At 66.8% G+C, this 14,695-nt stretch carries 16 protein-coding genes; 8 read left to right on the forward strand and 8 right to left on the reverse strand.

Going from position 1 to position 14,695, the window contains the following annotated elements:
* The first annotated feature begins 31 nt into the window (after positions 1-31).
* From VFY73_RS04725 to VFY73_RS04735, 3 genes are all read left to right on the forward strand, one after another.
* Positions 32-1,297 (forward strand): choice-of-anchor tandem repeat GloVer-containing protein, encoded by a 1,266-nt coding sequence (locus tag VFY73_RS04725; protein ID WP_329716763.1) that lies wholly within the window; start codon positions 32-34, stop codon positions 1,295-1,297.
* A gap of 201 nt (positions 1,298-1,498) precedes the next feature.
* A complete protein-coding gene (locus VFY73_RS04730) occupies positions 1,499-1,978 on the forward strand; it encodes a VOC family protein (RefSeq protein WP_329716764.1) in 480 nt (159 codons plus the stop codon).
* 148 nt (positions 1,979-2,126) lie between these two features.
* Entirely contained in the window at positions 2,127-2,627 is a 501-nt protein-coding gene (locus tag VFY73_RS04735; protein WP_329716765.1) for a response regulator, read from the forward strand.
* A gap of 15 nt (positions 2,628-2,642) precedes the next feature.
* On the opposite strand, the gene VFY73_RS04740 is transcribed toward VFY73_RS04735, so the two are convergent.
* Positions 2,643-3,113 (reverse strand): DUF2269 domain-containing protein, encoded by a 471-nt coding sequence (locus tag VFY73_RS04740; RefSeq protein WP_329716766.1) that lies wholly within the window; start codon positions 3,111-3,113, stop codon positions 2,643-2,645.
* Positions 3,110-4,417, reverse strand: coding sequence for an SDR family oxidoreductase (locus VFY73_RS04745; RefSeq protein WP_329716767.1), 1,308 nt, complete (start codon positions 4,415-4,417; stop codon positions 3,110-3,112). The genes VFY73_RS04740 and VFY73_RS04745 overlap by 4 nt, the downstream gene beginning before the upstream one ends.
* A gap of 61 nt (positions 4,418-4,478) precedes the next feature.
* On the opposite strand from VFY73_RS04745, the gene VFY73_RS04750 reads away from it, so the two are divergent.
* On the forward strand, positions 4,479-4,988 hold the full coding sequence (locus tag VFY73_RS04750; protein ID WP_329716768.1) for a hypothetical protein: 510 nt from the start codon (positions 4,479-4,481) through the stop codon (positions 4,986-4,988).
* Positions 4,989-5,097: 109 nt separating this feature from the next.
* Here the strand turns inward: VFY73_RS04750 and VFY73_RS04755 are convergent, their stop codons facing one another.
* Positions 5,098-5,427, reverse strand: coding sequence for a hypothetical protein (locus VFY73_RS04755; RefSeq protein WP_329716769.1), 330 nt, complete (start codon positions 5,425-5,427; stop codon positions 5,098-5,100).
* 54 nt (positions 5,428-5,481) lie between these two features.
* Here VFY73_RS04755 and VFY73_RS04760 point away from each other — a divergent pair, with 54 nt between their 5' ends.
* Together VFY73_RS04760 and VFY73_RS04765 are read left to right on the forward strand one after the other, a co-directional pair.
* The gene (locus VFY73_RS04760; protein ID WP_329716770.1) at positions 5,482-5,751 is read left to right on the forward strand and encodes a GlsB/YeaQ/YmgE family stress response membrane protein; all 270 of its coding nucleotides are present in this window, start codon (positions 5,482-5,484) and stop codon (positions 5,749-5,751) included.
* A 116-nt stretch (positions 5,752-5,867) separates the two neighbouring features.
* Positions 5,868-6,386 (forward strand): hemerythrin domain-containing protein, encoded by a 519-nt coding sequence (locus VFY73_RS04765; RefSeq protein ID WP_329716771.1) that lies wholly within the window; start codon positions 5,868-5,870, stop codon positions 6,384-6,386.
* Positions 6,387-6,421: 35 nt separating this feature from the next.
* Here the strand turns inward: VFY73_RS04765 and paoC are convergent, their stop codons facing one another.
* From paoC to paoA, 3 genes are read right to left on the reverse strand one after another with little or no spacing between them, the layout of a single operon-like run.
* Positions 6,422-8,632: an aldehyde oxidoreductase molybdenum-binding subunit PaoC gene (gene paoC, locus VFY73_RS04770; protein ID WP_329716772.1), complete on the reverse strand. Its 2,211-nt coding sequence runs from the start codon at positions 8,630-8,632 to the stop codon at positions 6,422-6,424.
* 3 nt (positions 8,633-8,635) lie between these two features.
* Positions 8,636-9,586 (reverse strand): xanthine dehydrogenase family protein subunit M, encoded by a 951-nt coding sequence (locus VFY73_RS04775; RefSeq protein WP_329716773.1) that lies wholly within the window; start codon positions 9,584-9,586, stop codon positions 8,636-8,638.
* Entirely contained in the window at positions 9,583-10,227 is a 645-nt protein-coding gene (gene paoA, locus VFY73_RS04780) for an aldehyde dehydrogenase iron-sulfur subunit PaoA (protein WP_329716774.1), read from the reverse strand. The genes VFY73_RS04775 and paoA overlap by 4 nt, the downstream gene beginning before the upstream one ends.
* A gap of 234 nt (positions 10,228-10,461) precedes the next feature.
* Here paoA and VFY73_RS04785 point away from each other — a divergent pair, with 234 nt between their 5' ends.
* On the forward strand, positions 10,462-11,868 hold the full coding sequence (locus tag VFY73_RS04785; protein ID WP_329716775.1) for a homospermidine synthase: 1,407 nt from the start codon (positions 10,462-10,464) through the stop codon (positions 11,866-11,868).
* Between the two features lie 21 nt (positions 11,869-11,889).
* Here the strand turns inward: VFY73_RS04785 and VFY73_RS04790 are convergent, their stop codons facing one another.
* Together VFY73_RS04790 and VFY73_RS04795 are read right to left on the reverse strand one after the other, a co-directional pair.
* Positions 11,890-12,822 (reverse strand): Ku protein, encoded by a 933-nt coding sequence (locus VFY73_RS04790; RefSeq protein WP_329716776.1) that lies wholly within the window; start codon positions 12,820-12,822, stop codon positions 11,890-11,892.
* Positions 12,823-12,834: 12 nt separating this feature from the next.
* Positions 12,835-13,026: a DUF3606 domain-containing protein gene (locus VFY73_RS04795; RefSeq protein ID WP_329716777.1), complete on the reverse strand. Its 192-nt coding sequence runs from the start codon at positions 13,024-13,026 to the stop codon at positions 12,835-12,837.
* A gap of 103 nt (positions 13,027-13,129) precedes the next feature.
* Between VFY73_RS04795 and VFY73_RS04800 the strand changes: the two genes are divergently transcribed.
* Entirely contained in the window at positions 13,130-14,665 is a 1,536-nt protein-coding gene (locus VFY73_RS04800) for a glycine betaine ABC transporter substrate-binding protein (RefSeq protein WP_329716778.1), read from the forward strand.
* Positions 14,666-14,695 lie beyond the last annotated feature (30 nt).

The raw sequence follows: 14,695 nt of genomic DNA on the forward strand, positions 1-14,695 counted from the left end.
GCCATCGAACTGGCGGTCTCTGCCGCCCGGTGTGGACCGGAGCGCCAACGAGCCGACCTTGATCTGCCGGCCCGCTTTGATCTTCCAATTTTCAGGAGGTCTTATGCAACGCAATGACCACGAGCGGCTTCGGCGGGGGCTGCTTTTCATGAGCCTGTTTGCAGGCCTGGCGTGCGCACAGCCGGCACGCGCCGCCGAACCATCGGGCGACCTTGCCAGCTTGGTGTCGGTCAAGACCATGCACAGCTTCGAAGGGCCAGATGGGCAGTGGCCTCGAACAGGGCTGATCCTCGCGACGGACGGCAAGCTGCATGGCGTGGCCGGGCAAGGCGGCGAAATCGACAACGGCGGCACCGCCTTCCAGATGACGCGCAATGGCCACTTCAAGGTGCTGCACCAGTTCGACAGGCGCCGCCGCGCCCCGGTCCATCCATCAGGCCTGGTGCAAGGCACCGATGGGATGTACTACGGCGGAAGCGGCGGGGGTGTCTTTCGCGACGGTGTCATCTACCAGATGACGCCCACCGGACAGATCACGATCGTCCATGCGTTCAACTACGACCTGCCCGAGGGGGGCTACCCATGGGCGCCGCTGCTGCAGGCCAGTGACGGCTGCTTCTACGGGACGACGGGCAGCGGCAAGGGCATTGGAGAAGGCAGCATCTTCAAGGTGTCCGCCAGCGGTGACTTCGCGGTGCTCTACGAGTTCAGCTACCGCAAAGACAACCTCTATGCCCCTGGCATGGATCGAATGGTCCAGGCGAGCAACGGCTACATCTATGGGACCGCCGGCGGTGGCGCGTACGACGATGGTGGCGTGTATCGACTGAGTCCCGCCGGCAGCTTCGAAATCATCCATGCTTTCAAGTGTGACGACGAGATCGGCTGCGGAAGCTCCTCGTTCGTGGAGGCACCCGACGGCTTTCTGTACGGCGTCACTGGCGGCGGTGGCGCCCATGGCGGAGGAGCTTTCTATCGAATGGACTTTGATGGCAACGTGACGCTTGTCCATGCCTTCGCGAAACCGGAAACCTACACCGGGCGTTCGGGTCTCGTGCTGGCTGACGGCTATTTCTACGGCGTCACGGCCGCCCAAGGAAAGTACGACCTGGGTTCGATCTACCGCATCACGGCGGACGGCGACTTCACTCAGCTCTACTCGTTCGGGCCCGATTCTCTGAATGGCCGAGCCCCTGTAGGTGGCTTGGTCGCCGCTGGCAATGGCGAGTTTTACGGGGTGACCACGACAGGAGGCACCGCCGACTTGGGCACCATCTACCGTCTCAAACTCAAGTAAGGGGCCGGGCCCACTCGGTTCGCCACCCGAGGTGCGGTCGATGCCATCGCCATCGGCCGTGCCCCGCGGAGAACGGCCATCGAGCCACCAAGGCCGTCGCGGTTACAACTCTTCCCAGGCGCCCTGTCGATTTCGCCGTGCCGGCTTCGTCGTGTGGCTGAGGCGCCCACGCGCTTCACCCATTCAACAGGAGCGAACGACATGAGCAAAGTGACCCCCGTACCGCCCGCGATCGGCGCGATCCCGTACCTGACCATCCGCGGCGCGAGCGACGCGATCGCCTTCTACCAGCGCGTCTTCGGCGCCGAGATCGTCGAACGGTTGGACGACCCGACCGGTGAGGTCGTGCATTGCCAGCTGCAGGTCGGCCCGGCCAGCTTCATGCTGACCGAAGAGCGGCCGCAGATGGGCGCATTGAGCCCGTTGGCCGTCGGTGGCACGTCGACCACGGTGACCTTCTACGTGCCCGATTGCGACAAGGTCGTGCAGCGCGCGATCGACGCAGGTGCCAAGCCGATGATGCCGCTGATGGACCAGTTCTGGGGCGACCGTGTCGGCGGCGTGATCGATCCGTTCGGTCACAGCTGGATGATCGCGACGCACAAGGAAGACCTGACTTCGGCGCAGCTGAAAGAGCGCTTCCAGGCGGCCATGGCGCAAGGCGTTGGCTGCGGCGGCTGAGCACGGCTGCGCCGTCGTCGAACTCATGCTCTGCCCTGTACCGCAGGGCCGCGCCCCGGCCGGGTGAACCGGTCGGGTCTACCCCGTCCTCCGCAGGCATGGCGATTGCTCGACTTGCCCTCAAACAAATTCGGTTGTGAGACGGGATATGACTGGCGCCCTGCGTGTGACGCGGGTATTGGTTGTCGACGGTGTCGTCGAGGCGGCGACATCGCTCAGCCATTTGCTGCAGATGCACGAATGCCTGACGGCCGTAGGCTTTGGCGGGGACATGGGCATTCGCGTGGGGCAGTTGTTTCACCCGGACCTGGTCCTGCTTGACCTCGAGTCGCCGGGCCAGGATGGCTGTGACATCCTGGCCAAGGCGCGCCGTGCCGAGGCCTGGGGTGCCGGCGCGATGGTCATTGGCCTGGCGGCTGAGATCTCCCCCAACGACGAGCGGCGCTACCGGGCGGCAGGCTTCGACTGCGTTGTGCGCAAGCCGATCGACCCCACGACCTTGGCAGAGATCCTGATGGCCTGCCGGCATCGCAAGATGTGGTGCGAGGCCCATCGACTCTCACCGCATCTCGATGAAGACCTGCCGGGGCCTGCGCGAGTCTCGTGGGCGCATCCCCCATGCTTGCATCGTCCGCCCCGGCCGCGTTGAGATCACCGCCGCTGGCTACAGGGTGGGCTTCGCGACCATCAGCCAGAAGATGGCGAGGAACGACAACAAGGCCGGCACCCCGAGCGCCACCCACCAGGCAAAAAGTCGGTCATACGCGCGGGGGAGGGGCTCATGCCGCGCCGCGGCCGCGACGGCAATGTCGCGCAAGCGGATCTGAAGCCACACCACCGGAAGCCAGCAAGCCACGGCCACGACATAGAGCCAGATCGACCACTTCAGCCATGGTTGATCGAGGGGAAGCTTGCCGAGGTGAACCATCCAGAAGCCGCTCAGCGGTTGGAGCACCGCGGTGGTTGCCGTGAACAACAGATCGGCCAGCACGACGATCCGGGCCACGGCCGCCACGACAACCGTATCGCGCCGCAAGGTGGACACCAGCAAGTAGAACGCCGAGCCGATGCCGGTGCCGAACAACAATGTCGACGACAGGATGTGCACCCACTTGGTCAGGAGGTATTCGGTCATTGCTTGTGCTCCGGTTCAAGCCACGCCACGATCCCGATCAGTGCCAACATCGGCAGGTTCTTCAGCAACGGGCCGTAGGGATGCGCCCAGAACTCGGGCAGGAACCAGGTGATGACGGCGGTGTAGAAGACGATCAGCCCCGCCTGCGCTCGCCACAGCCACGGGCGCCAGCGCGCGCGGCGCGGCCCGAACAGGATGGCCGCGCCGAACAGCAGATCCAGCGCTGCTGCACCATGGAGCGCCGCTGGCCGCCAGGCTTCCGGCACGCCAGTGCGCGCCAGAAGGTCGAAGCTGCTGTCAACGGGATACACGAACACCGACACGATCGCCGTGACGATCCAGACCAGCGCGAGGCTCGAGCGGGCGATCGGCAACAACCATCCGAGCAGGGCCTGGTACCTCGCCGCATCGGCGCAAGCCGGCTCGACAAAGCTTGCGACGGCGCGCGGGCTGCGCCCCAGCAGCAAGGTGATGGCCGAGGCGTCGCCGCAGTTGCCACGCTGCAGCATCTTCCAGCTCTCGGAGTCGAGCAGCAGCTTCGGCCAACGCTTGCCCAGCCCGTCGCCGAGCAGGGCCGCCATGCGCATCAGGCCGCTGGGTAGGGTCACGGTCTTCGCCGGCGCCAGGCCCAGGCCCGCGCGCAGGCCTTGCAGGTAGTCGCCGTAGCTGACCGGTTCAGGCCCGACCATGGCCACGCGCCGGCCAAACCGGGCCGGCAACAACGGCTCGTCCTCGACCAGCGCCACGAGCGCGGCGGCCAGATCGTCGATGGCGATGGGCTGGATCTGCTGCCGTCCGCCTGCCGGCAGCGGAACCACGGGCAGGCTGGCCAAGGTCAGCAGTGCCCGTGAGCTCGCTCCGGCGAGCGAGAACACCAGCGAAGGCTGCGCGACGACCGCATTCAGCGGCAGGCTCAGCAGATGTGTATCGGCCGCTCTCTTGGACAAGTGATACCCGGTTTCGGCCGCTTCGTCGGCACCAAGCGCGGAGACCTGCACCACGCGACGGATGCCCCGCGCTGCACAGGCGTCGAACAGCCGCACGGGCCCCAAGTGGTGCAGCTCTTTGAAGGTCTGGCCGGGTCTCTCCCTGAAGATCCCCACGCAGTTCACCACGACGTCGACATCGGCCAGGACGCGATGCCAGTCGTCGCCGCGGGCCTGTGCCATGTCGATGGCAACCCAGGCGCCGCCGTCGGACGGCGCGCTTCGCTGGGCGGCGACGACGTGGTGCTGCCGTTGCATCAGCATGCGCCGCAACGATGCGCCGATCAGGCCCGTGGCGCCGACGATCAGGACGTTCATCCGCCCATCCGGCATGGCGATTGCCTGCGATGCCGCGTCAGCCGCCATCTCATGCCCCGCGATGCCCGACATCCGCCCAACGCGCGAACAGACCGCCGCTCACGCCGTGGCCAGCGGCCTGGCGGCCGGATTGATATCCGGCTTGCTGCTGGCTTGGCGCGGCCGGATCGACAACAAGACCGCGTGCTCGGCCTTGAACGCACCGAGCCACTGGCTGTGGGACGACGAAGCGTTGAAGCACGATGGGCCGTCGGTTCGATACACGGTAGTGGGGACGGTGATCCACCAGGCGTCGTCGTTGCTGTGGTCGAGTATCTACGCGTGGCTTCAACGCCGTCACCAGCGCCCGAGCGTGGCGGCTGCAGCCGCCGATGCCGTGGCGGTGACGGCCGTGGCCGCCGTCGTCGACCTGGTCGTGGTGCCGCGCCGATTCACGCCGGGCTTCGAGCGCCGCCTGTCTGCACCCAGCCTGGGTTGGGTGTACGCAGGCTTCGCTGTGGGGCTGGTGATCGGCGCGGTTCGCTTCATGGGCAGATGCCGTGACGGCGGCGATCGGGATGGGCCATTTTGACCTCCGGCAAGTGGCGGCCGTGGCGGTGTGCTGAAAACGCGGGGCCCGCCCTGCCGATTCGATGTTGCCGGTTCGGTCTTCGCCAGTCGGGCGCTTCTGAAGCGGTGGGTCAGTGGCGGGCCCGCTTGCCGAGCTCCACGATGCGCTGGGGTGGCGCTGCCTGTTCATCATTGTCCGGTTGTTCGTCGAGCCAGCGGCGAATCTGCGTTCGCGTTCCGACGGTGATGAATCTGGGCGGGACGTCGTCCTCCACCATGGGCAGGACGAAGCCTTGGCTGTCCTCGTGGTCGATCAGGTCCAGGACCGCAAGCTGGACCATCAGTTCGAGAGACTTCTGTTTCGGATCGCTCGGGTGTCGTGAACTCATGCCAGGTGGCAGGCAATCGGCGTGCCCCGACTCGGTCAAACCGCCGCGTTCGGTCGCGCGTCGCAACGGCACATGGCTTGCTCCTTGGCGGCACAGCGCTTTGGCTGTATCAGAAGGAGTCTTGTCATGAACCTCGTCATCTGGTTGATCGTTGGGGGACTGGTGGGCTGGGTTGCCAGCTTGATCATGCGCACGGATGGTCAACAGGGCCTGCTGTTGAATGTGGTGGTCGGCATCGTCGGTGCGCTGCTGGGCGGATGGTTGATCTCGCCGCTGGTCGGTGCTGGAACCATCAACCAGGGCTCCCTCAGCGTCGCCGCGCTGGGCGTCTCGCTCGTCGGCGCCGTCCTACTGCTCGGGATCGTGAACCTGGTTCGACGCGGGCGCGTGCGCTGACGCGGCGCGGCGGCCCTCGAGGAAACGAAGGGCCGCCCCGAGTCGCCTGGTGCTCCGGCGCGATGCGCACAGACAGGCCTGCGAGCGGTGCGGCGTCAAGCGGCAGGGCATGGCGCTTGCCGCGATCGGGGCCTGTTCATCCTTTTCAGGAGCCGGCCATGGCACAACCCGTACCACCGCGCCTTGAGCCGCTGGACGCGATTTCGCGCCTGACGACGGATCACGAGGCCGTGAAAGAATTGTTTGCCCGGTACATGGGCGCGACCTCGTTGCCGCAGAAGAAGGAACTGATCGACCGGCTGTGCACCGACCTGGTCGTGCACATGGCACTCGAGGAAGAGATCTTCTATCCAGCCGCCGAAGCCGTGCTGGACGGTTCGTCCTTGATTCTGGAAGCGATGGCGGAGCATGCGGCGATCAAGGCGTTGATCACGAAGATCCAGGAGGCCGACGCCGCGCAGCAGCAAATCGACGACAGGATCCGGCTGCTGGCTGAACTCGTCAGCAGCCATGTCGATGAAGAACAACGGCGGCTGTTTCCCAAGGTGCGGGCGAAGAACCTGGACTTGTCAGCCCTTGGCGACCGGCTCGCACAACGGCAGGAAGAACTTCTCTCGGTCGGCAGCCCCGGATGACGTGACCAGTCGGCGGCAGCGCCGTTGGGTGCCCGTCACGCGACGGACGGGAGTCGGTCGAGCAGTTTGTCGAGCGTGATCGGGTAGTCGCGCACGCGAATGCCGGTCGCGTTGTAGACGGCATTGGCCACCGCCGCCCCGACGCCGCAGATGCCGAGTTCCCCCACACCCTTGGCCTTCATGGGGGACGACATCGGGTCGGTCTCGTCGAGGAAGATCACATCCTGATGCGGTATGTCGGCGTGCACCGGCACTTCGTAGCCGGCGAGATCGTGGTTGACGAAGAATCCTTGCCGCTTGTCGACGGCCAGTTCTTCCATCAGCGCGGCGCCCACGCCCATCGTCATCGCACCTATGACTTGGCTGCGTGCTGACGTCGGGTTCAGGATGCGCCCTGCGGCGCAGACGGCGAGCATGCGGCGCACGCGAACCTCGCCGGTGGCAGCGTCCACGCCGACCTCGACGAAATGCGCTCCGAAAGTCGATTGCTGGTACTTCTTCTGAAGTTCACCGAACTCGATGTGGTCTTCGGCCACCAGGCCGTCCGTGCCAGCGGCGTCCGCCAGAGCCACCGTGCGCTCGCCCACCCGGATCGTGCCGTCGGCGAACTCCGCGTCCTGTGGTGAGACGCCGAATTTTTGGGCCACGGCCTCGCGAAGCTTCATGCATGCGGCGTAGACGCCTGCCGTCGAGCTGTTGCCGCCCCACTGTCCCCCCGAGCCGGAGGACACCGGGAACTTGGAGTCGCCCAGTTTGACGAAGACCTTCTCGAGGGAGACGCCCATCGTCTCTGCTGCAGTCTGCGCGATGATGGTGTACGAGCCCGTGCCGATGTCGGTCATGTCGGTCTCGACCGTGACGACGCCACGGCTGTCGAGCCGCACCCGCGCGGCCGACTTCATGACCTGGTTGTTGCGGAAGGCCGCCGCGACGCCGATCCCGACGAGCCAGCGCCCGTCGCGTACCTGCGCAGGTCGCGGGTTTCGACGGCCCCAGCCAAAACGCTGCGCGCCGGTGCGCAGGCATTCGATGAAGCGCCTGTGCGAAAAGGGGCGGCCCGGCTTTTCCGGGTCGACCTGCGTATCGTTGGCGATGCGGAACTCGATCGGATCCAGCCCGAGCTTTTCCGCCATCTCGTCCATCGCGATTTCAAGCGCCAGCATGCCCGGGGCCTCGCCGGGGGCACGCATGGCGTTGCCTTCGGGCAGGTCGAGCTCAGCCAACCGCATCGCTGTCAATCGATGGGGCGCTGCGTACAGCAGGCGCGTCTGATTCACGGCGGTCTCTGCTTTGCCGCCTGGCAGATCGCCAGACCAGCTTTCGTGTGCGATCGCGGCGATCTTGCCGTCCTTGGTGCTGCCGATGCGGATGCGCTGGATCGTCGCTGGCCGATGGGTGGTGTTGTTGATCATCAGCGGCCGCTGCAGTGCCACTTTCACCGGTTGCTTGGCCGCCCGCGCGCCCAGTGCGGCGAGCAAGGCGTCGGCACGGACGAACAACTTGCCGCCGAAGCCGCCACCGATGAATGGCGACACGAGCCGCACCTTGGCTTTCGGAATGCCCAGCGTCTTGGCCAGGTCGCCACGGCTCCAGTCGATCATCTGGTTCGAGGTCCAGACGGTCAACTCATCGCCCTGCCACGCCGCCGTCGTGGCGTGCGGTTCCATCATCACGTGCGACTGGTCCGGCGTCGTGTAGGTGGCGTCCAGTTGCACGGGCGCCGCGAGGAAGGCGCCTTCGAAGTCGCCGACTTTCGACTCCGGCGGGCCCCCGAATGCCATGAACCTGGGCAACTGGGCGGTGTCCTTCTGGGCGGCGAGATCGAACCGGCCCGCCGTGCGAACGTATTCGACGCGCACCAGCTGCGCTGCCGCGCGCGCCTGCTCGAAGGTTTTCGCCACCACCAAGGCGATGGCCTGGTGGTAGTGGTCGATCTCCGGCCCGCCCAGCAGCTTGGCGGTGTTGAAGTTGCCTTTGCCGAGCGGGCCGGCGTTGCGCGCGGTGACGATCGTGATGACACCGGGTGCGGCGCGCGCCGCCTCCAGGTTCATGGCGGCGATGCGACCTTTCGAAATGCCGGCCCCGACGACGTAGCCATGGGCGGCATGCGGGGCGACGTCGTGGCGTTCGTGAGCGTACGGGGCGGTGCCCGTGGTCTTGAACGGCCCGTCGATCCGGCTGGTGGGCTGGCCCACCACCTTGAGCTGGTCGATCGGGTTGGTGGTGGCAGGGGTGTCGAACTTCATGGCTCAGGCCCTCGCTTGGGTCAGCACGGCGGCGATCGTTCGCTCGGCCAGCGGCAACTTGAACGCGTTGTCGCGGGTCGGCTGCGCGCCCGCAAAGAGCCGCGCGGTAACGGCCTTGGCGCCCGTGGGCAACAAGGCGTCGGCCGCCTCGATGCGCCAGGGCTTGGGCGCCACGCCGCCCAGCGCGACGCGGCCCGTTCCGTCGCGCTGCACGATGGCGGCCACCGACACGAGCGCGAACGCGTAGGAGGCCCGGTCCCGAACCTTGCGGTAGATGTGGGTGCCGCCTGTCGGCTTCGGCAGCGTGACGGCGGTGATCAACTCGCCGGGTTCGAGCGCCGTTTCGAGCTGGGGTGTATCGCCCGGCAGGCGGTGGAAATCGGCAATCGGAATGACCCGCTGCCGACCGTCCGCCCGTACCGTTTCAATCGCCGCGTCCAGCACCCGCATCGCGACAGCCATGTCGCTCGGATGAGTGGCAATGCACGCACGGCTCGAGCCCACGACTGCCAGTTGTCGGCTGATGCCATCGATGGCCGCGCAGCCACTGCCGGGCTGGCGTTTGTTGCACGGCTGGTTGGTGTCGTAGAAGTAAGGGCAACGGGTGCGCTGCAACAGATTGCCGGCCGTCGTGGCCCGGTTGCGCAGCTGGGCCGAGGCACCCGACAGCAACGCCCTGGCAAGCACGCCGTAGTCGCGCCGCACACGCTCGTCCGACGCCAGGTCCGCGTTGCGCACCATCGCACCGATGCGCAGGCCGCCGTCGGCCGTCGGTGCAATCTTGTCGAGGGCCAGGCCGTTCACGTCGACGAGATGGGCCGGTGTCTCGATCTGCAGCTTCATCAGGTCCAGCAGGTTGGTGCCGCCGGCGATGAACCGGGCCATCGGTTGCCGCGCCACGGCAGTGGCCGCCTGCACGGGCGTGGAAGCACGCTCGTAGGTGAAGGGCTTCATGGTGTCGCTCCCGCCACTTCGGAGATCGCATCGGCGATGTTGGAGTAGGCGCCGCAGCGGCAAATATTTCCGCTCATCCGCTCGCGCAGCTCCTCGGCGGACAGCAGCGGACGAACGGTGAGATCCGCCGTGACGTGGCTGGGAACGCCTTGACGAACCTCCTCGATCATCGCGATGGCAGAACAGATCTGCCCAGGCGTGCAGTAGCCGCACTGGTATCCGTCGTGCTTGACGAACGCGGCCTGCATCGGATGCAAGTGCGCAGGTTGCCCCAGGCCCTCGATGGTCGTGATTCGTGCTCCCCCGTTCATCACCGCCAGAGAAAGGCAAGCGTTGATGCGCCGTCCATCGACGATTACCGTGCAGGCGCCGCACTGTCCATGGTCGCAGCCCTTCTTGGTTCCGGTGAGATGAAGGTGCTCGCGCAGCACATCCAGCAAGGTGGTCCGGGTGTCCAGCTTGAGCGTGTGCGCTTGGCCATTCACGTCGAGGGACACCTCGGCCATGTGCCCGGGATCCATCGCGGTCGGGGGCGCCGGTGGGCGCTGGTCGGCTGCGGACGCGGAGGTCGCCGTCACTGACGAGGCTCCGATGATCAGCAGTTCACGCCGCGAGATCGCCAGGTCGATCGATTCTTCCATCATGTTGCTTCCTGTGCGTTGGGCGACAAGAGCGCCGAAGGCGACGCGGGCGTCAGCTCGGCGGGCGGGGAGCCAAAAAAGCATCCCGGGTCCAGGCAATCGCCGTTCCGTGCGTGGGGCAAGACGGGTGGATGAGTTCTGATGCGATGCACGGCGAATTCGGCGCTGCCGTGGTCGGTGTGGGCCGCGTGCTGTACGGCGGTCCCGGAACGAAGGTTGCCTGCGGTGTGAGCCATGCCGCACCAGAAGAAAGCCACGCTCGACAAACACCTGGTGATGCTGGGGTTCGGCAGCATCGGGCAAGCGGTGCTGCCGCTGCTGTTCAGGCACCTGGCGCTGGAGGCTCGCCAGATCGAGATCATCAAACCGTCCGGCCGCGGTTTGGCGGTGGCCGACCGGTTCGGGGTGGCTCACACCGAAGCCAAACTGACGAAAGACAACTACCAGGCGTTGCTGGCGCCCCGCTTGAACGAAGGCGACTTCCTGGTCAATCTGTCGGTCGATGTCGGCACCAAGGATCTGATTGAACTTTGCCAGCGCCGCGGCGCCCTCTACGTGGATGCCTCGACGGAGCCCTGGGGTGGAACTTCCGACAGCCGCGACTCGTCGCTCGAAGCTCGAACGGGCTATGCCTTTCGCAAAGAGGTGCTGAGCCTGCGTGCCGGCGCCGCAGACCAACCGACGGCGCTGATCACCCTCGGGGCCAATCCGGGCATGGTGTCGTTCCTGGTCAAGCGTGCACTGCTCGACCTGGCCGGCGGCCAGCGAGCGGCACCTCAGTCACGCCAGGAGTGGGCCCGGCTGGCGCAGGACCTGGGCGTGCGTGTCATTCACATCGCCGAGCGCGACACCCAGGTCGACGAACGGCGCAAGGCGCAGGGCGAGTTCGTCAACACCTGGTCGGTCAGGGGCTTTGTCGCAGAGGCCACCCAGCCTGCGGAGTTGGGGTGGGGGACGCACGAGCGCCACTTTCCGTTGGATGGGGCGCGGCACGCCACGGGTTGCCGCTCCGCCATCTACCTCAAGCGTCCCGGGGCCGCGACGCGGGTGCGAAGCTGGGCTCCACAGGCAGGGCCGTTCGACGGCTTTTTGATTACCCATGCCGAGTCGATTTCGATCGCCCACTACCTGACGGTCGGCGACGCTGAGCAACCACACTACCGCCCCACGGTCCACTATGCCTACCACCCCTGCGACGATGCGGTGCTGTCACTGCATGAGCTGTCAGCGCGCCAATGGCGCACACAGGCGGCGCAGCGCATCGTGCGCGACGGCATCACCAGCGGCCGCGACGAACTGGGCGTGCTGCTGATGGGCCACGAGCGCGGTGCCTACTGGCTCGGTTCACAACTGAGCATCGAAGAGGCCCGCAGGCTGTGCCCGTACAACTCGGCGACCTCGCTTCAGGTGGCGGCGCCCATCGTCGCGGGCATCATCTGGGCGCTGCGCCATCCCCGGCTCGGGCTGCTCGAACCGGATGAGTTGCCGTATGACGAGATGATGGAACTGATCCACCCCTATTGGGGCGAGCTGGTAGGGGTCTACAGCCCATGGACGCCGCTGGAGGGGCGCGAACGCCTCTTCGACGAAGACCTCGACCGGGAAGATCCATGGCAGTTCCTGAATTTCCGGGTCGGTTGACCGCGGCGCGTGGCCCGCAGTTCAGGCGTGGCGCCGGCTGCGAGGTGGACGGGCGGTCGAGGCGGCGGCCTTTTTCGCGGCGGGCGTTGCGGCTTTCTTTGTCACCGCGCCTCGCGGCTTGGCCGAGGCCCCGTTGCCTGTCTTCGTGGCGCGGCTTGCGCCCTTGCGCGGGCCCAGGCTCTGCTTGAGCAACTCGGTCAGGTCGACCACGTTGGTGGCTTCGGCGGGGCCTTCTTCCAGCGGTTCGACGGTCTTCGTCTTGCCGGCCTTGGCTTTGCGCGCGACGAGTTCGCGAATCGCGTCCGAGAAGCGGTCGGTGAACTTCTTCGGCTCCCAGTCCGAGGCCATCTCCTTCACCAGCCGGGTGGCCATCTTGAGCTCGCTGTCCTTCAGCTTGGCGGCCGCCTTGCCGGCCGGCGGCAGGTTCAGCTCCGAGACGTCGCGGATCTCGTTGGCCCAGCGCAAGGTCGCCAGCATCAGTGCCTGGCCGGCCGGCAACAGGGCAGCCAGGTGCTCCTTGTTGTGCATCACCACCCGGGCGATCCCGATCAGCCCGCTGGCGGCGATCGCTTCGCGCAGCAGCGCGTAGACCTTGTCGGACTTGCCGACGGGCTCCAGGTAGTACGGCCGCTCCATGTACATGAACGACACGTCCTTGGCCGGCACGAAGGTCTGGATCTCGATCGTCTGCGTGGTCTTCGGGAAGGCCTCGCGGATCTCGTCGTCGGAAAGGACGACGTAACGGTCCTTGTCCTGCTTGACGCCCTTGACGATGTGGTCCTTGTCGATCTCCCGGCCGGTGCGCTTGTTGATGCGCTTGTAGCCGACGGGATCCAGCGTGCGCTTGTCCAGCCAGTCGAAATCGATCTCGGTTTCCTGCGAGGCGGGATAGAGCACCACCGGGATGTGGACCAGCCCGAAGCTGACGGCACCCTTCCAGATCGCACGCGGCATGGTCAGCCGTGCTCAGCGGGTGGCGCCGCTGCGCGACAGGTATTCCTTGACCTTCTCGGCCTGGTCGCCGACGGCGCGCACGGCCGCCTTGAGCTCGTTGGGGGTCACGCCGAACTTCTGTGACCAGTCACGAAGTTCCCAGTCTTCGTGGACATTGATGCGTTTGCGGTCCTGGCCGCCGGGGGATTGGGTGTTGTCGGGCATGCTCGTTCTCCATAGGATGGGCGCCGAACAAAAGGCGCCTTCAACGCTTCGGCAAAAGGCATGCCCATTGACCGGGCGGCGCGCTTGGCCGAAGCTGGCGCCCATGACGTTCATCCGACTGTGCCGGTTTCTCTGTCTTGGCCTGGCTTGCTGGGTGGCCGGCCCGTGGTGGGCCGGCACTTCAGCCCATGCGGCGGCTGGCGATCCCCTGCGCATCGGCTCGAAGCGTTTCACAGAGTCCTACATCCTGGCCCAGGTGCTGGCACAGACCGCGCAGCCGCATGCGCGTGTCGAAGTGCAGCAGGGCCTGGGCAACACCGCGATCGTCTATGAGGCGCTGCGCTCCGGCAGCATCGACCTCTACCCCGAATACACCGGCACCATCGCGCTGGAGATCCTGAAAAGCCCGGGCGAGCTGACGCTGGACGCGTTGCGCGAGCAGTTGAAGCCGCTGGGCCTGGGCGTTGCCGTGCGGCTGGGGTTCAACGACGGCTACGCGCTGGCGATGCGCGAGGACGCCGCTGTGCGGCTGGGCATCCGAAAGCTCAGCGACCTGGCCGCGCAGCCGGGCTTGCGCCTGGGCCTGAGCAACGAGTTCATCGGCCGGGCCGACGGTTGGAAGGGCCTGGCCACGCGCTACCGGTTGCCACAGCAGCCGACCGGGCTCGACCATGGCCTGGCCTACGACGCCATCGCCGGCGGCCAGGTCGACGTGATCGACATCTACACCACCGATGCCAAGATCCAGCACCTGGGCCTGCGCGTGCTCGAAGACGATGCCGGCCACTTCCCGCGTTATGACGCGGTGCTGCTGTACCGGCTCGATGTGCCGAAACGATTTCCCGCCGCCTGGGCGGCGTTGCAGGCCTTGGAGGGGCGCATCGGCGAGGCCCAGATGATCGCGATGAACGCGAGGGCCGAGTTGCAGAGCGTGGCCTTCGACACGATTGCGCGCGACCACCTGGCGCAGCAGGCCACGGCACCCGCCGTTGCGCCGGCCGACGGCGGCATCTGGGCCAAGCTGTGGGGCCCCGACCTGCCGCGCCTGACCGCCCAGCACCTGGGGCTGGTGGCCGCCGCGGTGCTGCTGGCGGTGCTGGTCGGCGTGCCGCTGTCGATCGCGGTGGCGCCGCATGCCGGCGCGCGCTCAGCCGTGCTCGGCGCCACCGGTCTGCTGCAGACGGTGCCTTCGCTGGCGCTGCTGGCCGTGCTGATCTCGTGGCTGGGCCGCATCGGCACGCTGCCGGCGCTGCTGGCGCTGACGCTGTATGCACTGCTGCCGATCATGCGCAACACCTGCACCGGCCTGGCCGAGGTGCCGGCAGGCCTGAAGCTGGCCGGCCAGGCGCTGGGCCTGCGCCGCGGCCAGCAGCTGCGTTCGGTCGAGCTGCCGCTGGCACTGCCGGTGATCGTGGCCGGCGTGCGCACGGCAACCACGATCTCGGTCGGCACCGCGACGATCGCCGCCTTCATCGGCGCCGGCGGATATGGCGAGCGCATCGTCACCGGCCTGGCCTTGAACGACAAGGCTTTGCTGTTGGCCGGTGCGCTGCCGGCGGCGGCTCTGGCACTGGTGTTCGAAGCCGGCTTCGGCCTGACCGAACGTTGGCTGCGGCGCAGCCGCGTTGCCGCGCCATAGGCACGGCGCGTCACAGGCACGCATGGCCCG

The organism is Ideonella sp. (assembly GCF_036277275.1).
Taxonomy (GTDB): domain Bacteria; phylum Pseudomonadota; class Gammaproteobacteria; order Burkholderiales; family Burkholderiaceae_C; genus Ideonella.